The organism is Klebsiella sp. K-Nf6, from assembly GCF_002806655.1.
Classification (GTDB): Bacteria; Pseudomonadota; Gammaproteobacteria; order Enterobacterales; family Enterobacteriaceae; genus Klebsiella; species Klebsiella variicola.
In genome coordinates this window covers 1-19721 of the sequence record NZ_PIBN01000022.1, presented here as the reverse complement: position 1 = coordinate 19721, position 19721 = coordinate 1, and the positions used below count along the sequence as shown (strand labels likewise).

The window sequence follows — 19721 nt, the reverse complement described above, 5'->3', positions numbered from 1 at the left end:
CCTTTACCCTTTGTTGTTAATTACAGCTGGCGCCAGAACTTGTACCACCAGCACCAAAACCCACGTCACGATCAGCGGCATAAATACCACTTTTAAAACAGCCAGCGCCATCGCCAGAAGGGCGAAGGTCAGCAACACCTTGAAGGCTTCACCGAAGGCGAAGGTCCAGGCCACACGGCCTTTTGCTGGTGTATGCGCCTGATGACGCCAGGCAAAAATCATAAACATCAGGTTTGGCAAAACCACTGCCAAACCGCCGCATACTGCGGAAATGCCCCAGAAGGGGTCTTTGAGGCTGAACAGCAGTCCACTTGCTATTACTGCCAGTAACTGAATAAACAGAAGCTTGCGAGCAACGTTTCGACTCAAGAGCGACACTGACATCACGTTTTTACTCCTGCTCCCTTTGAGGTATGTCGCGTGTCGTATAAAACGTCCTTTAAGACGAAGAGTCAAGCATCAAAAAGCGGACAAATTATACGGTGACGCCCCGTGAATTCAAACAATAAGTAGCAAAATAGTGAATAAATGTTTAATTATTTTCCAACGGACAACTTTCCGTGCATTTCAGCGTTCTGTGAGCGGTCATACAAAACTGCAAATAGTGAGTAAACACGGCAATTAAAGCGTGCATTAGATCACATAATAAACATTTCACGTGCCCTTTAATGAATCAAGGACATAAAACACTATTTTTCATGCTTTTGATATTCAAGATAAAAAGTGAGGACATTATCTAAAACAACCCCACATACAATAAAAACCTTTTATTGACATTTATAATAAAAATTTAACATCACTATGCTGTTTATCCGTGTCGATTTTTAGCACCCTGATATTTTCAAAGTTGACTATTTTGTCAGTGAATCACTTACGCTAAGTTAACTGCAAGAAAAGCCATAGTAAAAACATGGTTAAATGCAGCCCGATAATATCGGAAGGTGACCTTTATTTTTGTAACATCCGCAGGCCACATTTTTTCCACATTTTTTGATAAAAACTAACGCGATTTTGGCGTGATCACCACCAGGTGCCGCTCCCCTTCCAGCTGAGGAACATGCAGCTCAATCACCTCGGCAATGGCATACCCTTCCGGCAGATTTTCCATTTCTTCTTTTTGCGCTAACCCTTTGAGCGCATAGAAGTGACCGTTCGCCGCCGGCAGATGATGGCACCAGCTCACCATATCATTGAGCGACGCGAAGGCGCGACTGATGACCCCATCAAATGGCGGTTCGGCAGGGAAGGCTTCCACGCGACTTTGCACCGGAGTAATGTTCTCCAGATTCAGTTCATGCTGCACCTGACGCAGGAAGCGCACGCGCTTGCCAAGACTGTCCAGCAGGGTGAAATGCGACTCCGGACGCACGATGGCCAGTGGAATGCCAGGGAGCCCCGGTCCGGTCCCGACATCGATAAAGCGCGAACCCTGCAGATAAGGCGCCACGATGATGCTGTCGAGGATATGACGCACCAGCATCTCATTCGGATCGCGAACGGAAGTCAGATTATAGGCTTTGTTCCACTTATCGAGCAGCCCGACGTAGGCCACCAGCTGGTTTTTCTGGTGATCGGTGAGCGAAATACCCGCTTCATCCAGCAGACGAGAAAGTTTGTTGAGCACGGTCAGTACCTTCAAAAAATAATGAGCCCGGAGGCGCTAACGCTTACCGGGCTATGAATGATAAAGGCGAACGCTGATTATGCAACTGCGAAATCAGCGCTGGCAGGTGGCCGCAATCAGGCGCTGCGGCGCAGCATCCCCTGCTTTTTCAGCCAGACCAGCAAAATAGAGATCGCCGCCGGCGTGATCCCGGAAATACGTGACGCCTGCCCTATCGACGACGGCTTATGGTCGTTCAGTTTGGCGATCACTTCGTTAGACAGCCCGGTGACCTGGCGGTAATCGAGCGTCGCCGGCAGCACGGTATTCTCGTTACGCTGCTGTTTCTCGATCTCATCCTGCTGGCGCGCGATATAACCCTCATACTTCACCTGGATCTCTACCTGCTCGGCCGCTTGTTGATCCTGCAGGCCTGGCGCGAACGGCGACAGCTGTACCAGCTGTTCGTAGGTCATTTCTGGACGACGCAGCAGATCTTCACCACTCGCTTCACGTGACAACGGCGCGGTCAAGTGAGCGTTCACTTCGGCAGCGCTCTCTGCCTGCGGGTTCACCCAGGTCGATTTCAGACGCTGGCGTTCACGTTCAATGCTTTCCAGCTTCTCGTTGTACCGCGCCCAGCGTTCATCGTCCACCAGACCCAGTTCGCGCCCCTGTTCGGTCAGGCGCAGGTCGGCGTTATCTTCGCGCAGCATCAGACGATATTCGGCACGGGAGGTAAACATGCGGTACGGTTCTTTGGTACCCAGGGTGCACAGGTCATCCACCAGCACGCCGAGATAAGCCTGATCGCGACGTGGCGCCCAGCCCTCTTTTTCCGCAGAGAAGCGGGCGGCGTTAAGACCGGCCAGCAGACCCTGAGCAGCGGCTTCTTCATAACCGGTGGTACCGTTGATCTGTCCGGCAAAGAACAGACCCTGAATGAATTTGCTCTCGAGTGTTGGCTTCAGATCGCGTGGGTCGAAGAAATCGTACTCAATGGCGTAGCCAGGACGGACGATCCGCGCGTTCTCCATCCCCTGCATTGAGCGGACGATTTGCATTTGCACATCAAACGGCAGGCTGGTGGAGATACCGTTCGGATAAATTTCGTTTGAGGTCAGGCCTTCCGGTTCAAGGAAGATCTGATGCTGATTGCGATCGGCAAAGCGCATGACTTTGTCTTCGATCGACGGGCAATAGCGTGGCCCGATCCCTTCGATCACTCCGGCGTACATTGGGCTGCGATCGAGGTTATTGCGGATCACGTCATGGGTTTTCTCGTTGGTATGGGTGATATAGCACGGCACCTGGCGCGGATGCTGATCCGCGGATCCCATGAACGAGAAGACCGGCATTGGGTTATCGCCGTGCTGTTGCGCCAGCACGCTGAAATCGATGGTGCGGGCGTCAATACGTGGCGGGGTACCTGTTTTCAGACGACTTACACGCAGCGGCAGCTCACGCAGACGACGAGACAGCGGGATTGACGGCGGATCGCCGGCACGGCCGCCGCTGTAGTTGTCCAGACCAATATGAATTTTGCCATCGAGGAAGGTCCCGACGGTCAACACCACCGCTTTAGCGCGGAATTTGAGGCCCATCTGAGTGACGGCACCCACGACGCGATCGTTTTCCACAATCAGATCTTCCACCGCCTGCTGGAAGATCATCAGGTTCGGCTGGTTCTCCAGCGCGGTGCGTACCGCCTGACGATACAGCACGCGGTCTGCCTGGGCACGAGTGGCACGTACCGCGGGCCCTTTGCTGGCGTTTAGTATCCTAAACTGAATACCCGCCTGATCGATTGCGGTTGCCATCAACCCGCCAAGTGCGTCCACTTCTTTTACCAGGTGTCCTTTCCCAATGCCGCCAATCGCCGGGTTGCAGCTCATCTGCCCCAGCGTGTCGATATTGTGTGTCAAAAGCAGGGTTTGTTGGCCCATTCGCGCTGCGGCCATCGCGGCCTCAGTGCCTGCATGACCCCCGCCAATGATAATGACGTCAAAAGGATCCTGATAAAACATGGTGATCTGCCTCGCATAACGCGGTTTGAAAATGGATTGAAGCCCGGGCCGTGGATTCTACTCGGCTTTGCTCTTTTGAGAAAGACTCCGGGATCCTGAGTATTAAAAAGAAGATCTTTATATAGAGATCTGTTCTATTGTGATCTCTTATTAGGATCGACTCTCTTTGTGGATAAGTCGGATCCGCGAAGTAAGATCAAATGCTTAAGAAGGATCACTATCTGTGAATGATCGGTGATCCTGGTCCGTATAAGCTGGGATCAAAATGAAGGGTTATACACAGCACAAAAACCATACGACGGTTATTCTTTGGATAACTACCGGTTGATCCAAGCTTTTAAGCATGGTTATCCACAGAAGATCCGACGATCTTTACAATTCTCAGAGCAAATTTTTCCAGGATCCCAGCCAGATTTCCGCTGGATCCTCCGGAATTTCATGTTCCAGTACGTTAATTTTCAGCGTTTCGCCGATCTGTTTTGCGCCGCTGGCCTTCAATGCTGCTTCTAATTTATCGATCGCGCCGCAGAAGGTGTCGTATTCGCGGCTGCCGATCCCGATGGCGCCAAAGCGCACGGCGGAAAGATCGGCCTTCTGCTCCAGCAATGCGTCATAGAAGGGAACCAGGTTGTCGGGAATGTCGCCGGCGCCATGCGTTGAAGAGATAACTAACCAGATCCCTTCCGCCTGCAGATCGTCAACCAGCGGACCGTGCTGGATTTCAGTGCTGTAGCCGGCTTCTTCCAGCTTTTCCGCCAGATGCTCTGCTACATATTCCGCACTGCCCAGGGTGCTGCCGCTGATAAGTGTAATGTCTGCCATGATCGCCGATCGCCCGCTCAACTGTTCAGAGTGGCGTATTGTACGCTGTGAGCGAGCTGGGATCTACCTGTGGAAAAATGTGGGATTAAAAAAAGCGATCAGGGCTTGATGGTACGCATGATCGGGTTCTGCAGCACGATCAGCGTCTCGGTGGACTGAATTTCATCAATTGTTTGGATCTTGTTGATAAGTACCTGCTGCAGGGCATCGATGGATTTACACATCACCTTAATAAAGATGCTGTAGTGGCCGGTGGTGTAATAAGCCTCGGTGACCTCCTCCAGGCTTTCCAGGCGAGCAAGGGCGGAAGGGTAGTCCTTGGCGCTCTTGAGAATAATGCCGATAAAGCAGCCGACATCATAGCCCAGTTGCTTGGGGCTAACGTCAATGCGCGCGCCGGTAATGATGCCCGCCTGCTTCATCTTCTCAACACGTACGTGGATGGTGCCTGGGCTGACGCTGAACTGTTTGGCCAGTTCGGCGTAGGCGGTACGAGCGTTGGCCATCAGAGCATCGAGAATGCCGCGGTCCAGATTGTCGATCTGATAATTTTCCATATCTTTTTCTTATGAAGTTTGAGGGTTCTTGCTATTTTAGCGCCATATTTTGATGAATTAAAAGTCGATGCGGCTTTTTATTGATTGATTATTGTATTGCGGCCCTGTTTTGTTGCTTAATCAATGGCAACAGGACGCAGGAGTTATAAAAATGAAAACCGCATATATCGCAAAACAACGCCAGATCAGTTTCGTTAAATCCCACTTTTCCCGTCAGTTGGAAGAGAAGCTTGGCCTGATTGAAGTCCAGGCGCCAATCTTAAGCCGCGTGGGCGATGGGACGCAGGATAACTTGTCCGGCTGCGAGAAAGCGGTTCAGGTAAAAGTGAAAACACTGCCCGACGCCCAGTTCGAAGTGGTTCATTCGCTGGCGAAGTGGAAGCGTCAAACCCTGGGACAACACGACTTCAGCGCGGGCGAAGGGCTTTACACGCACATGAAGGCCCTTCGCCCCGATGAAGACCGTCTGACGCCTATCCATTCCGTCTATGTCGACCAGTGGGACTGGGAGCGCGTGATGGGCGATGAAGAGCGTCACGTCGGCACTCTGAAGGCAACCGTCGAGGCGATCTACGCCGGGATCAAAGCTACCGAGCTGGCGGTCAGCCAGGAATTTGGCCTGAAGCCGTTTCTGCCGGAACAGATCCATTTTGTTCACAGCCAGGAGCTGCTGAGCCGCTATCCCGATCTTGATGCCAAAGGCCGTGAGCGAGCCATTGCCAAAGAGTTGGGGGCCGTCTTCTTAATTGGTATCGGCGGCAAACTGTCTGACGGTAAGCGCCACGACGTGCGTGCGCCGGATTACGATGACTGGATCACAGAGGTTTCTGAAGGCTTTGCCGGTCTGAACGGCGATATCCTGGTGTGGAACCCGGTGCTGGAAGATGCTTTCGAGATCTCCTCAATGGGGATCCGCGTTGACGCCGAAGCGCTGAAGCGCCAGCTGGCCGTGACCGGCGATGAAGATCGCCTACAGCTTGAATGGCACCAGGCGCTGCTGCGCGGCGAGATGCCGCAGACTATCGGCGGCGGCATTGGCCAGTCTCGTCTGACGATGCTGCTGCTGCAGCTTGACCATATCGGCCAGGTACAGTGCGGCGTATGGCCGGCCCAGGTTCGCGAAAGCGTTTCCGCGCTGCTGTAATGAATTAGCGCCGCCAGCGTCGCAGCAGGCGGCTACGCAGCCCGGTATCAAAGCGCCAGATATGATCGAAGATGCGCATGATGCCGGGTTTGCCGTGTACCGACATCGCCACCGCGTGAAAACGGTGCTGGTGCTTACGCTGTAACTCCCCCACCTGAGCAATCACCTCATCCGGCAACCGCTGGGCGATAAAGTCAGAGATCACGACGGCATCCGCATCCACCCACTGCGGGTTTTGCAGACGTTCAATAATGGCGCGAAAACAGCTGGCCAGATCGGTACCGCCGCGAAAGCGCTGGCTTAAAAAGCGGATCGCCTGCTCCAGCCCGCGCTCGCTGGTTAGTTCGTAATGCACCACTTCGCTGGAGAACAGCATAATAAAGCAGCGACGGTTATCGGCCAGCGCGACGCGCATCAGGGCCAGACAAAAGGCCTTAGCGCACTGCTCGTTAAAACCGCCCATCGACCCTGACGTATCGACGCAGACAATAAAGGGCCCGCGCGGCTGTTCATCAAAATCCTGCCGTGTTACCGGGCGTTCGGTGATTTTCTCACGCCAGGCGTCGCCATGCAGCCGGTAGGTGAGCAGCTGCTTCTCCACCAGCTTGCGATAAAATTCAAACTCCAGCTCCGTGATGCCGAGCGTCGCCAGCTCCGGCGGCAGCAGCCGCAGAATGTCGTCACTCTGCTGAAGGCCGTCGACTTGCTCCGGTACTGTCGCCGGCTCGCGCACCAGGCTGCGAAAGGTTTCCATCGGGGCGTCTTTCTTCGGCACGGATTTCGCTTCCCGTGAACGCCCGAGTTGTTCCGCCAGCTGCAGCAGTTCCGGCTGCTGGTTGAGAAAATCGCCATAGCGCACGATCAGCTGATAGTCGCCGCGTTTGAGTTCGCCAGCGCTCATATCCCACAGACGCCCGGCGGCAGTGTCATTTTCCGCCAGTACCGGATCGAGCTGACCGCTGAGCGTCATTCGTTCCTGGACCTCACTGAGTAACTGGTCGCGTTCTTCATCCAGCAGTTGCTGGTTAAGGCTGGTGGCTTGCACCACCAGGCTCAGGCGCCAGCGCTGTAAAAACAGCGTATGCAGCGCCGGAGTAAAGGTGGCATTGTCATCCACCAGCTTCTGCGCCTGAGCGGCAAAAGGAGACTGTAGCTGGTGTAGTTTGCCGAGGATCTGCGGGAGCTGGACGATAAACTGCGAGGTAGAGAGCAGCTGAGCCTGCTGATAGGTTTGCACTTCGGCGTCCAGATCCGGCGGGACGTTAACTTCTTTCAAACGGGCGCGAACGGCTTCACGCCAGCGTGGAATATCCGCCGCGATGATGTTTTTCAGGCGGGGAAATTTCTCAAAGAACACCGCCAGCTGAGGAGAGGCCAGCAGCGCCAGCAGCATCTCCTCGATCATTCCCTCTTCGCTGACTGCCAGCATGACATTCAGCATATCGAGCGTCATGGCTGCTTCGCCTGTTTAATCTGCGCGCCGACGTCCTGCAGGCTGGCTTCGATTCTTCCCAGCCACTCGACCGGGATAAACAGACACTTTTGCTGCTCGCTGAAGCGGTTGTGTTGCTGGTGCCACTCATCATCGAGCGCCTCCAGCTGTTGGCGAATTTCTGCCGGCATGTTCTCCTGCGATGCGCTACCGGGCAGCGCGAGGCGTGAGCCCTGCAGGCTGACGTCGCGGACGACCAGGTGCTGGCTGGTGTCGACATCCATATTGAGCAGTTGGGCAAAGCCGATCCCGTTGAGCTTACCGCGGATCTCACCGCCTTTTTCCAGCCAGCTGGCTAACGCCTCGCGTTCAAAAGTAATGTGGATCACTTCCATATCGTGAAGTTTGAGCGGCTGCTGCAGCAGCAGCGTCAGGGTGGCCCCCTGGATCTCCGCCGGCAGTTCATAGTGCGGTTTGCGGCTAAACATCCCGCCAAGGCGGGTGACCTTCAGCGCCGTTTTGTCGCTTTGCTGCTGTTGGATCTGAATGCGTCGCTGGACAATGGCCCCCAGCCGCGTCAGCATCGCCTGCTGTTGCCAGGCGTGGCAGGTCATTAGCGTTTCCAACTGCTGCGACATCAGGTTCATGCTCTCGACGTTGTGCCACAGACAATCTTTCAGCAGGATCAGATCTATCGGCGCGATGCTGTCGCGCCCGCTGAAGAAGGCGCTGGCCTGCAGCAGGCGAATGGCCTTTTTCCAACGGCGATCCGAGACGTACGGCGCATTTGGTAGAGCATCCAGCTGCTGGCGGAGCTGGAATATCAGCTCAAACACCGCGTCTGGCAGTTTGATATTGCCGATCTGCTGCTGCCATTGGGTAAACTCTTCGTCGCTAACCTGCAGCGCGCTGGGCACTGGATTGATGTTTTCATCCTGCTGGCTGACCAGCATTGAACGGAAATTACCTTTATCCTGCACTTTATCAAGCCACAGACGGATCAGCATTCGGTCATACAGCGCTTCCAGACTGCTGTCGGCTTCGGGGAGTTCGTTCGACGCGGCCACCAGCAGGCGCATCGGGATTTTCTCTTCGTGCGCGCCATTGCGGAAGTGACGTTCGTTAATCGCCGTCAGCAGGGTGTTGAGGATGGCCGGACCCGCTTTCCATATTTCATCGAGAAACACGATTTCTGCTTCCGGCAGGTAGCCGGCGGTTAAACGTTCGTAACGGCCTTCATCTTTCAGCGCCTGAATGGACAGTGGCCCAAAAACCTCTTCCGGGGTGGAGAAGCGGGTCATCAGGTATTCAAAAGCGCGCGCCTGCTGGAAGGCGAACTTGAGGCGGCGGGCAATCAGGCTTTTGGCGATCCCCGGTGGGCCGAGCAAAAAAACGCTCTCGCCGCTGAGCGCCGCCAGCAGGCAAAGGCGTATCGCGTGGCTGCGTTCAAAGAGTCCTTTTTCGAGTGCCGCGCTGAGCCGGGAAATTCTTTCAGCCAGTAAATGTGTTTGAGCCATAATTGAGTTGCGTGCTTTGTCATGTATCGTTATTGGGTCGAGTATAGATGTTAGAGCAGGGGCGGTAATAGCCTGAAGAATCGATTTATTTTTTTTGAGCCAGGTTAATATGGTGTCTGTTAGGGGTACGATTTCGCAAATAATCGTGCATACTGTGCGCTTTTTGTGGGCCAAGGGACTAGGCACACATTTGTTTTATAAACGAAAAGACTAGTCTATGAGCACTGATAATAAACAATCGTTGCCGGCATTAACGTTGGCGGCCATCGGCGTGGTGTACGGCGATATCGGTACCAGTCCACTGTATACCTTGCGCGAATGCCTGTCAGGTCAGTTCGGCTTTGGCGTTGAGCGCGATGCCGTGTTTGGCTTTTTGTCGCTGATTTTCTGGCTGTTAATCTTTACCGTATCGATTAAATACATCACCTTCGTAATGCGGGCGGATAACGCCGGGGAAGGGGGGATCTTAACGCTGATGTCGCTGGCCGGACGTAATACCTCGGCCCGAATGACCTCCGTACTGGTGATCCTCGGCCTGATCGGCGGTAGCTTCTTCTATGGCGAAGTGGTGATTACGCCGGCGATTTCCGTTATGTCGGCGATAGAGGGGTTAGAAATTATCGCCCCGCAGCTTGATACCTGGATTGTCCCTATCTCCATTATCGTGCTGACCCTGCTGTTTGTGATCCAGAAGCACGGGACCGGAATGGTCGGTAAGCTGTTTGCGCCGATTATGCTGATTTGGTTCCTGTTGCTGGCAGTGCTTGGCGCGCGCAGCATCCTCGATAACCCGGAAGTTCTGCAGGCACTAAACCCCTACTGGGCGGTGCACTTTTTCCTGCAGTACAAAACGGTTTCCTTTATTGCGCTCGGTGCGGTGGTGCTGTCGATTACCGGGGTGGAAGCGCTGTACGCCGATATGGGGCACTTTGGCAAACTGCCGATCCGCGTGGCCTGGTTCTCCGTCGTGCTGCCCTCGCTGGTGCTGAACTACTTTGGCCAGGGCGCGCTGCTGCTGAAGCACCCGGAAGCGATTAAAAACCCGTTCTTCCTGCTGGCGCCGGAGTGGGCGCTGATCCCGATGCTGATTATCGCCACGCTGGCGACGGTTATCGCCTCGCAGGCGGTGATCTCCGGGGTCTTCTCCCTGACCCGTCAGGCAGTGCGTCTGGGCTATCTGTCGCCGATGCGCATTATCCACACCTCGGAAATGGAGTCCGGGCAGATTTACATCCCGTTCATTAACTGGCTGCTGTACGTTTCTGTGGTCATCGTCATTGTCAGCTTTGAGCATTCGTCTAATCTGGCGGCGGCGTACGGTATCGCGGTAACGGGCACCATGGTGCTGACCTCCATTCTGTCGGCAACGGTGGCGCGCAAAAACTGGCACTGGAATAAGCTGTTTGTCGGCCTGATGCTGGTGGCCTTCCTGTGTATCGATATCCCGCTGTTCTCGGCGAACCTCGATAAGATTGTCTCCGGTGGCTGGCTACCGTTGTCTCTGGGGCTGGTGATGTTTACGGTGATGACCACCTGGAAGAGCGAGCGTTTCCGCCTGCTGCGCCGGATGCACGAGCACGGTAACTCGCTGGAAGCGATGATCTCTTCGCTGGAGAAGTCACCGCCGGTGCGTGTGCCGGGTACCGCGGTGTATATGTCCCGCGCCCTGAACGTGATCCCGTTTGCCCTGCTGCATAACCTGAAGCACAACAAGGTGCTGCATGAGCGAGTGATCCTTCTGACCTTGCGCACCGAAGACGCGCCTTACGTGCATAACGTTCGCCGGGTGCAGATCGAGCAGCTGTCGCCGTCGTTCTGGCGGGTGGTGGCCAGCTACGGCTGGCGGGAAACGCCAAACGTTGAAGAAGTATTCCATCGCTGTGGCCTGGAAGGACTCAGCTGCCGGATGATGGAGACCTCGTTCTTTATGTCGCATGAGTCGCTGATTATCGGCAAACGACCGTGGTATCTGCGTCTGCGCGGCAAGCTTTATCTGCTGCTGCAGCGTAACGCCCTGCGCGCGCCGGATCAGTTTGAAATCCCGCCAAACCGGGTTATCGAGCTCGGTACCCAGGTCGAAATATGATGTAAAAAAAGCCCTTCCATTGCGAAGGGCTTTTTGTTTCTCACTCCGGCTGTAACGTCCTGTCTATGCTTCGCGAAACGTTTCGATGGCGATCACATTTCTCTTCTCTGATGATGGTTTTCTGCTCACGCATTGATAATAATTATGTTAGCGAAACGTTTCGCTAGTGGAGCAAAAGAGAAAAAATGAAAAAAGGCACCGTACTTAACGCTGATATTTCCGCGGTCATCTCCCGCCTGGGCCACACCGATACGCTGGTGGTCTGCGATGCCGGATTACCGGTTCCCCGCAGCAGCACGCGCATTGATATGGCGCTGACGCAGGGCGTACCTTCATTTATGCAGGTGCTGGAAGTGGTGACGACGGAAATGCAGGTTGAAGCGGCTGTTATCGCGGAAGAGATTAAAACCCATAATCCGCAGCTCCACGCGACGTTGCTCACTCACCTTGAGCAGCTGCAGCAGCACCAGGGAAATACCATTGAAATTCGTTACACCAGCCATGAGCAGTTCAAAAAACAAACCGCAGACAGTCAGGCGGTAATTCGCAGCGGGGAGTGTTCCCCGTTTGCGAATATCATTCTCTGTGCCGGCGTCACGTTCTGAGGTCGCCGTCATGGAAGCCTTATTGCAACTGAAAGGGATCGATAAAGCGTTCCCTGGCGTCAAGGCGCTCTCCGGCGCGGCGCTGAATGTCTATGCCGGTCGGGTGATGGCGCTGGTAGGGGAAAATGGCGCCGGCAAGTCCACCATGATGAAGGTGCTGACCGGGATCTACACCCGTGATGCCGGCTCTTTGCTGTGGTTAGGCAAAGAGACGACCTTTAACGGCCCCAAATCCTCCCAGGAAGCCGGGATCGGTATCATCCACCAGGAACTGAACCTGATCCCGCAATTGACGATTGCCGAGAACATCTTCCTTGGTCGCGAATTTGTTAACCGTTTTGGCAAAATCGACTGGAAGCAGATGTATGCCGAAGCCGACAAGCTGCTGGCAAAGCTGAATCTCCGCTTTAACAGCCAGAAGCTGGTGGGCGATCTGTCGATTGGCGATCAGCAAATGGTGGAGATCGCCAAAGTGCTGAGCTTTGAATCGAAAGTCATCATTATGGATGAACCGACCGATGCGCTGACCGATACCGAAACCGAATCGCTGTTCCGCGTCATCCGCGAACTGAAGTCGCAGGGGCGCGGCATCGTCTATATCTCCCACCGTATGAAAGAGATCTTCGAGATTTGCGACGACGTGACAGTCTTTCGTGACGGGCAGTTTATCGCCGAGCGCGAAGTGGCTTCGCTGGATGAGGACCGACTGATCGAGATGATGGTCGGCCGTAAGCTGGAAGATCAATATCCACATCTCGATAAGGCGCCGGGCGCGGTGCGCCTGAAGGTCGATAATCTCTGCGGCCCGGGCGTGGAAAACGTGACCTTTACCTTGCGCCAGGGGGAAATCCTGGGTGTCGCCGGGCTGATGGGCGCCGGACGGACCGAACTGATGAAAGTGCTGTACGGCGCGCTGCCGCGCAGCAGCGGCTCCGTGACGCTGGATGGCCATGAAGTGGTGACCCGCTCGCCGCAGGACGGTCTGGCGAACGGCATTGTCTATATCTCCGAAGATCGTAAGCGCGATGGCCTGGTTCTCGGGATGTCGGTAAAAGAAAACATGTCCCTGACTGCGCTGCGCTACTTCAGCCGGGCGGGCGGCAGCCTCAAACATAAAGATGAACAGCAGGCGGTCAGTGATTTCATTCGGCTGTTTAACGTCAAAACGCCGTCCATGGAGCAGGCGATCGGCCTGCTTTCCGGCGGCAACCAGCAAAAGGTCGCCATTGCCCGCGGGCTGATGACCCGGCCAAAGGTGCTGATCCTTGATGAACCGACCCGCGGCGTCGACGTCGGGGCGAAGAAAGAGATCTACCAGCTCATCAATCAGTTCAAAGCCGATGGCCTGAGCATCATTCTGGTCTCCTCTGAGATGCCGGAGGTGTTGGGCATGAGCGATCGCATCATTGTGATGCATGAAGGGCATCTCGGCGGTGAATTCACACGCGAGCAGGCCACCCAGGAAGTATTGATGGCTGCCGCTGTGGGCAAGCTTAACCGTGTGAATCAGGAGTAAGAAAGATGACAACCCAGGCTGTTACTGGTCGCCGTTATTTCACGAAAGCGTGGCTGATGGAGCAAAAATCGCTGATTGCCCTGCTGGTGCTGATCGCGGTGGTATCGACCATGAGCCCCAACTTTTTTACCGTCAATAACCTGTTCAATATCCTGCAACAGACCTCCGTTAACGCCATCATGGCGGTAGGGATGACGCTGGTCATACTGACCTCGGGGATCGACCTGTCCGTCGGCTCCCTGTTGGCGCTCACCGGTGCGGTGGCGGCGTCGATTGTTGGCATTGAGGTTAATGCGCTGGTGGCGGTCGCTGCCGCCCTCGCATTAGGTGCCGCGATCGGCGCAGTCACCGGGGTGATTGTGGCGAAAGGCCGCGTGCAGGCCTTCATCGCTACCCTGGTGATGATGCTGCTGCTGCGCGGTGTGACCATGGTGTATACCAACGGCAGCCCGATCAATACCGGCTTTAGCGATAACGCCGATCTGTTCGGCTGGTTTGGCATCGGGCGTCCGCTGGGGATCCCGACGCCGGTATGGATCATGGCGATTGTCTTCCTGGCGGCCTGGTACATGCTGCACCATACTCGCCTGGGCCGTTATATTTACGCACTGGGCGGTAATGAAGCGGCGACGCGTCTGTCCGGGATTAGCGTCAATAAAGTCAAAATTATCGTCTACGCCTTGTGCGGGATGCTGGCGTCGCTGGCCGGGATCATCGAAGTGGCGCGTCTCTCTTCCGCGCAGCCGACGGCGGGGACGGGCTATGAGCTGGACGCCATTGCGGCGGTGGTGCTCGGTGGCACCAGCCTCGCGGGCGGCAAAGGACGCATTGTCGGCACGCTGATTGGCGCGCTGATCCTTGGCTTCCTGAATAATGGTCTTAATCTTTTAGGCGTTTCTTCCTATTACCAGATGATCGTTAAAGCGGTGGTGATTTTGCTGGCGGTACTGGTAGATAACAAAAAGCAGTAACTGAGAACTCTACAGGACATCTTAACTATGAATATGAAAAAACTGGCGACCCTGGTCTCTGCTGTTGCGCTAAGTGCGACCGTCAGCGCAAACGCGATGGCCAAAGACACCATCGCTCTGGTTATCTCTACTCTCAACAACCCATTCTTCGTGTCGCTGAAAGACGGCGCGCAAAAAGAAGCTGACAAGCTGGGCTACAACCTGGTGGTGCTGGACTCTCAGAACAACCCGGCGAAAGAGCTGGCGAACGTCCAGGATTTAACGGTGCGCGGCGCCAAGCTGCTGCTGATCAACCCCACCGACTCTGATGCCGTCGGCAACGCCGTGAAGATGGCAAACCAGGCGAAAATCCCGGTCATCACCCTTGACCGTCAGGCCACAAAAGGCGATGTCGTGAGCCACATTGCGTCCGACAACGTGCAGGGCGGAAAAATGGCTGGCGATTACATCGCGAAAAAAGTGGGTGAAAGTGCGAAAGTCATTGAGCTGCAGGGCATTGCCGGGACTTCTGCGGCGCGCGAGCGTGGCGAAGGCTTTAAACAAGCCGTGGCGGCGCACAAGTTCAACGTCCTGGCCAGTCAGCCGGCCGATTTCGACCGTACCAAAGGGCTGAACGTGATGCAGAACCTGCTGACCGCACACCCTGACGTGCAGGCGGTGTTCGCGCAAAATGATGAAATGGCGCTCGGCGCTCTGCGTGCGCTGCAGACTGCAGGCAAATCCGATGTGATGGTGGTTGGATTTGACGGCACTCCGGATGGCGAAAAAGCAGTAAACAGTGGCAAACTGGCGGCGACCGTCGCACAGTTGCCGGAGCAGATCGGCGCGAAAGGCGTTGAGACGGCTGATAAGGTACTGAAGGGCGAAAAAGTGGAAGCTAACTACCCGGTTGAGCTGAAACTGGTCGTTAAGCAGTAATATGCGATTCGGACTGGCAACGGTCCGAGGGACAATATAAAAAAAGAAAAGCAGGGCATGCGCCACCGGATCCCGGTGGCGCGCTTTCCCGGGAACAGAAATGATGAAAACTGCAGGCAAACTTGTCGTCCTTGGCAGTATCAATGCCGATCACATTCTTAACCTTGACACTTTCCCGACGCCGGGTGAGACCGTCACCGGCAACCACTATCAGGTGGCGTTCGGTGGTAAAGGGGCTAACCAGGCGGTGGCCGCCGGGCGCAGCGGAGCGGATATCGCGTTTATCGCCTGCACCGGCGATGACGATATCGGTGAACGCATCCGTCGTCAGCTGGCGAGCGACAAAATCGACGTGGCGCCCGTGCGCGCGGTCGCCGGGGAAGCGACCGGCGTGGCGTTAATCTTCGTGAACGCCGAAGGTGAGAATGTCATCGGTATTCATGCCGGCGCCAATGCGGCGCTTTCCGTCTCCCAGGTTGAGGCCGAAAAAGAACGTATCGCCAGCGCACAGGCACTGTTAATGCAGCTGGAGACGCCGCTGGAGAGCGTGCTGGCGGCGGCGAGAATCGCTCATCACCATCAGACTACCGTGGTGCTGAACCCCGCGCCAGCGCGTGAGCTCTCAGATGAATTGCTGGCGCTGGTGGATATCATTACCCCCAACGAAACCGAAGCGGAAAAGCTGACCGGTATTCGCGTTGAGAGCGACGAGGATGCGGCAAAAGCCGCCGACGTGCTGCATGCCAAAGGCATTGGTACGGTGATGATCACCCTCGGCAGCCGCGGCGTCTGGCTCAGTGCCGAAGGCGAAAGTCGTCGGATCCCGGGCTTTCGCGTGCAGGCCATTGATACTATCGCGGCCGGTGATACCTTTAACGGCGCGCTGGTAACCGCGTTGCTGGAAGGGACTTCCCTGCCAGAAGCGATCCGCTTTGCGCATGCCGCGGCGGCGATCGCCGTGACCCGCAAAGGCGCACAGCCGTCCGTGCCGTGGCGCACAGAGATTGATGAATTTTTAGCGCAACAGGGGTAATGCTTGGCTACGATGAAAGATGTGGCCCGCATCGCGGGCGTTTCCACATCGACGGTGTCACACGTCATCAATAAGGACCGTTTTGTCAGCGAGGCGATTACCGCCAAAGTAGACGCTGCGATCAAAAGCCTCAACTACGCGCCCTCTGCGCTGGCGCGTAGCCTCAAGCTTAATCAAACCCGCACTATCGGCATGCTCATTACCGCCAGTACCAATCCGTTTTATTCGGAGCTGGTGAGGGGCGTGGAGCGCAGCTGTTTTGAGCGGGGTTATAGCCTCGTACTCTGTAATACGGAAGGTGATGAGCAGCGAATGAATCGTAATCTGGAGACGCTAATGCAAAAACGCGTCGATGGACTACTGCTGCTGTGCACGGAGACCCATCAGCCTTCTCCGGAAATTATGCAGCGCTATCCGTCGGTACCGACGGTCATGATGGACTGGGCCCCCTTTGATGGCGATAGCGATCTGATTCAGGATAACTCGCTGCTTGGCGGCGATATGGCGACTCAGTATCTGATTGACCAGGGGTATTCGCGCATTGCCTGTATTGCCGGCCCGCTGGATAAAACCCCGGCGCGTCTGCGCCTTGAAGGTTACCATGCTGCGATGGCGCGCTGCGGCCTGCCGGTTGCCGATGGATACGTGGTGACCAGTGATTTTGAGTTTGGCGGCGGGTTTAGCGCGATGCAGCAGCTGCTGGCTTTGCCGCAGCGGCCGCAGGCGGTATTTGTCGGCAACGATGCCATGGCGGTTGGCGCTTATCAGGCGTTGTACCAGGCCGGTTTGCAGATCCCGCAGGACATGGCGCTGGTGGGCTACGATGATATTGAGCTGGCACGCTATATGACGCCGCCGTTGACCACCATTCACCAGCCAAAAGATGAGCTGGGAGAACTGGCCATCGATGTGCTGATCCATCGAATGGCCGATCCGCAGCAAAAACAGCAGCGCGTTCAGTTAACGCCGGAGCTGGTGGTTCGTGGCTCCGCTTAGCGTTTGTGCCGCTCGCTAATCAGATTGCGGCCATCCTTCGCTCTTAACAGCATAAACATCAATGCCGACACGATGGTGATCACGCCCATGGTGATAAAGGTGTAGTGAAACTGCTGTACCGTGCTGGCATTGTCAAAACCTTCATAGAAGCGCAACACCGCAGCGCTGATGGCCACCCCGAGACTGATTGAAAGCTGCTGGGTCACCGCCAGCAGGCTGTTACCGCTGCTGGCATTGTCATCCGTCAGGTCGGCCAGCGTAATGGTATTCATCGAGGTGAACTGCGTGGACATCGCCATCCCCAGCACAAACAGTGGCAGAAGAAGCATCCACAGCGGCATCTCTGGCGACTGCAGCGAGAACTGGGCAATCATGAGGCCAATAAATACCGTGATCCCCACCAGGGTCTTACGATAGCCAAACCAGCGCAGCACCTGGGTAACGGTAGATTTCGCAATAATGGAGCCGATAGCGGTAGGGGCAATCATACAGCCGGCGATAATGGCCGGATAGCCGAAGCCAACCTGCAGCATCAGCGGCATCAGGAATGGTACGCAGCCGGTACCTAAACGCGTGGCAAGGTTGCCAGCAATGCCGACTGAGAAAGTATGCGTCTTAAATAAAGAGAGCGAGATAAGCGGCGCAGGATGGCGGCGCGCGTGGCGAACATAGGCCACGAGCAGTAACAGACTGACGGCAATTACGGCCAGCGCCAGCCATGTCGCCACGATTTTTTCTCCAAACAGTTCAATACCGCTGGAAAACAGTACCAGGCTTAAGCCAAATAACAGAAAACCGGTTATATCGAAGCGCCTGCGCGGCGTCGTGAAATTTGGCATGTATTTGCGGGCATAGAGAATACCGATGATGCCGATGGGAATGTTTATCAGGAAAATCCAATGCCAGCTGGCCCAGGTGACAAACACCCCACCGAGCACGGGGCCCAGTATCGGCCCCACCAGACCTGGCATGGTCACAAAGTTGAGTACCGGAAGCAGCTCGCTGCGGGGATAGGCGCGCAGCAGCGCCAGTCTCGCCACCGGCATCATCATCGCCCCGCCGATCCCCTGAATTACCCGAAAAATGACCAGCTCCATTAATGAGCTGGAGAGCGCGCAGGCGAGGGACCCCAAAGTGAACAAGCTAACAGCGATGATAAAGACCCGGCGCGTACCAAAGCGATCGGCTAGCCAGCCGCTGACCGGGATCAGCATCGCCACCGTCAGCGTATAGCTGATAATGGCAGACTGCATTGCTAAGGGAGAACGATTAAGACTGTGGGCGATAGCCGGGAGGGCGGTGTTGAGAATGGTGGCATCCAGCGCCTGCATAAAGAAGGCCATCGCCGCGATCCACGGCAGGCCGGCCATGCTGCGCCCTTTTTTTCTGCTCATGCCAATTCCTTGTTATTGATTTACGTGGTGAGGGGCGTTCAACAACGCCTGACAGGCGAGCAAGGCACCTGGCGCATCACTGTTGAGAATGGCATCGACAATCGCCTGGTGGAGATCGAGCTTCACCACTTCATTTTGCGTAATCGACGTGAAGTAGGTGTGGTAGACCGAATGAAATAAAGAAGCGAATGAGCTGAGGAATGGATTACCGCTCATTTCATAGATGTGTTCATGCCAGGCCATATCGACATCTATCCAGCGATCGCGCTGAAAATGACGTTTCAAGGCAATCATCTCTTCCATTAAGGTATTGAGCTGCGCTTTTTGCTCTGTGGTGCCATTAGCGGCAGCGAGAAAACAGGCTTGTGGCTCCAGGCTGCTGCGCATGACGAGAAAGTGGCTCACCACTTCTTCGAAGTTATCTTCTGTTAGCCACCAGGACAGCAGTTCCTTATCCAGGAAGTTCCAGCTGCTGCGCGGCATCACCCGGGTGCCAATGCGAGGTCGAGGTAGCAACATGCCTTTTGCCGTAAGCGTCTTCACCGCTTCACGGACGGCGGTACGGCTTACGCCGAACTGCTCCCCCAACTCCATCTCGCCGGGAAGAATGCTTTCCGGCTGATATTCGCCAGTCAGTATTTTTTGGGCGAGCTTCTCGGCCAGTACCCAGGAGATGTTCTTTTGTGCCGCCAGTTGCTGTGCGCTTAAAGACATAAATGCCGTTCCTTTCTTTTCTTTACTCTAACAGTATGCCACCAGGCGCCCCGTTTCGTCGGTTAAAACAGCAAAACGGCGGTTTTTTGCGACATTCCTCGCCGCTTTGTTGAAAAAAGAGACGGTTGAAAAGTTTTTTTGAATTTCCCCTTGTCACCTCAGAATTACTCCCTATAATGCGCCTCCACTGACACGGAACAACGGCAAGCAAGCCGCCGGGTCAGCGGGGTTCCGGTGAGAACCTCGCGGAGAAAAGCAAAAATAAATGCTTGACTCTGCAGCGGGAAAGCGTAATATGCACACCCCGCGCCGCAGCGAAAAACGAAGCGGCACTGCTCTTTAACAATTTATCAGACAATCTGTGTGGGCACTCAAAGTGACATGGA

General features: G+C 55.3%; 17 protein-coding genes. 8 read left to right on the top strand and 9 right to left on the bottom strand.

Annotated features, from left to right (window positions below):
- Positions 1-3: 3 nt before the first annotated feature.
- From atpI to asnC, 5 genes are all read right to left on the bottom strand, one after another.
- A complete protein-coding gene (gene atpI, locus CWM61_RS25620; protein WP_008806719.1) occupies positions 4-384 on the bottom strand; it encodes a F0F1 ATP synthase subunit I in 381 nt (126 codons plus the stop codon).
- A gap of 616 nt (positions 385-1000) precedes the next feature.
- Entirely contained in the window at positions 1001-1624 is a 624-nt protein-coding gene (gene rsmG, locus CWM61_RS25615; protein WP_050887797.1) for a 16S rRNA (guanine(527)-N(7))-methyltransferase RsmG, read from the bottom strand.
- A 116-nt stretch (positions 1625-1740) separates the two neighbouring features.
- Positions 1741-3630, bottom strand: a complete 1890-nt coding sequence (mnmG, locus tag CWM61_RS25610; protein WP_061156287.1) for a tRNA uridine-5-carboxymethylaminomethyl(34) synthesis enzyme MnmG — start codon at positions 3628-3630, stop codon at positions 1741-1743.
- Positions 3631-4011: 381 nt separating this feature from the next.
- Entirely contained in the window at positions 4012-4452 is a 441-nt protein-coding gene (gene mioC, locus CWM61_RS25605) for an FMN-binding protein MioC (protein ID WP_008806716.1), read from the bottom strand.
- A gap of 98 nt (positions 4453-4550) precedes the next feature.
- Complete coding sequence (gene asnC / locus CWM61_RS25600) at positions 4551-5009, bottom strand: transcriptional regulator AsnC (RefSeq protein ID WP_002882510.1); 459 nt, start codon at positions 5007-5009, stop codon at positions 4551-4553.
- A gap of 151 nt (positions 5010-5160) precedes the next feature.
- Here asnC and asnA point away from each other — a divergent pair, with 151 nt between their 5' ends.
- Positions 5161-6153 (top strand): aspartate--ammonia ligase, encoded by a 993-nt coding sequence (gene asnA / locus CWM61_RS25595; protein ID WP_100632160.1) that lies wholly within the window; start codon positions 5161-5163, stop codon positions 6151-6153.
- A 4-nt stretch (positions 6154-6157) separates the two neighbouring features.
- Here the strand turns inward: asnA and viaA are convergent, their stop codons facing one another.
- Positions 6158-7606, bottom strand: coding sequence for an ATPase RavA stimulator ViaA (gene viaA / locus CWM61_RS25590; RefSeq protein WP_008806714.1), 1449 nt, complete (start codon positions 7604-7606; stop codon positions 6158-6160).
- Positions 7603-9102: an ATPase RavA gene (ravA, locus tag CWM61_RS25585; RefSeq protein WP_074385288.1), complete on the bottom strand. Its 1500-nt coding sequence runs from the start codon at positions 9100-9102 to the stop codon at positions 7603-7605. The genes viaA and ravA overlap by 4 nt, the downstream gene beginning before the upstream one ends.
- Positions 9103-9319: 217 nt before the next feature.
- Between ravA and kup the strand changes: the two genes are divergently transcribed.
- The 7 genes from kup to rbsR all read left to right on the top strand — a co-directional run bounded on the left by kup (position 9320) and on the right by rbsR (position 17227).
- Complete coding sequence (gene kup, locus CWM61_RS25580; RefSeq protein WP_012543298.1) at positions 9320-11188, top strand: low affinity potassium transporter Kup; 1869 nt, start codon at positions 9320-9322, stop codon at positions 11186-11188.
- Between the two features lie 185 nt (positions 11189-11373).
- Positions 11374-11793 carry a D-ribose pyranase gene (rbsD, locus tag CWM61_RS25575; protein ID WP_002882527.1) on the top strand — a complete coding sequence of 140 codons (420 nt, stop codon included), beginning with the start codon at positions 11374-11376 and terminating at the stop codon, positions 11791-11793.
- Between the two features lie 10 nt (positions 11794-11803).
- Positions 11804-13309 carry a ribose ABC transporter ATP-binding protein RbsA gene (rbsA, locus tag CWM61_RS25570; protein ID WP_012543297.1) on the top strand — a complete coding sequence of 502 codons (1506 nt, stop codon included), beginning with the start codon at positions 11804-11806 and terminating at the stop codon, positions 13307-13309.
- A gap of 5 nt (positions 13310-13314) precedes the next feature.
- Complete coding sequence (rbsC, locus tag CWM61_RS25565; protein WP_008806709.1) at positions 13315-14280, top strand: ribose ABC transporter permease; 966 nt, start codon at positions 13315-13317, stop codon at positions 14278-14280.
- A gap of 27 nt (positions 14281-14307) precedes the next feature.
- Positions 14308-15198, top strand: a complete 891-nt coding sequence (rbsB, locus tag CWM61_RS25560) for a ribose ABC transporter substrate-binding protein RbsB (RefSeq protein WP_012969238.1) — start codon at positions 14308-14310, stop codon at positions 15196-15198.
- Positions 15199-15298: 100 nt separating this feature from the next.
- Positions 15299-16231 carry a ribokinase gene (gene rbsK, locus CWM61_RS25555; protein WP_162678220.1) on the top strand — a complete coding sequence of 311 codons (933 nt, stop codon included), beginning with the start codon at positions 15299-15301 and terminating at the stop codon, positions 16229-16231.
- Positions 16232-16234: 3 nt separating this feature from the next.
- Entirely contained in the window at positions 16235-17227 is a 993-nt protein-coding gene (gene rbsR / locus CWM61_RS25550) for a ribose operon transcriptional repressor RbsR (RefSeq protein WP_074385287.1), read from the top strand.
- Here rbsR and mdtD read toward each other — a convergent pair.
- The gene (mdtD, locus tag CWM61_RS25545; protein WP_074385286.1) at positions 17224-18621 is read right to left on the bottom strand and encodes a multidrug transporter subunit MdtD; all 1398 of its coding nucleotides are present in this window, start codon (positions 18619-18621) and stop codon (positions 17224-17226) included. The genes rbsR and mdtD overlap by 4 nt on opposite strands.
- 12 nt (positions 18622-18633) lie before the next feature.
- On the bottom strand, positions 18634-19335 hold the full coding sequence (locus CWM61_RS25540) for a FadR/GntR family transcriptional regulator (RefSeq protein ID WP_074385285.1): 702 nt from the start codon (positions 19333-19335) through the stop codon (positions 18634-18636).
- Positions 19336-19721: the final 386 nt, after the last annotated feature.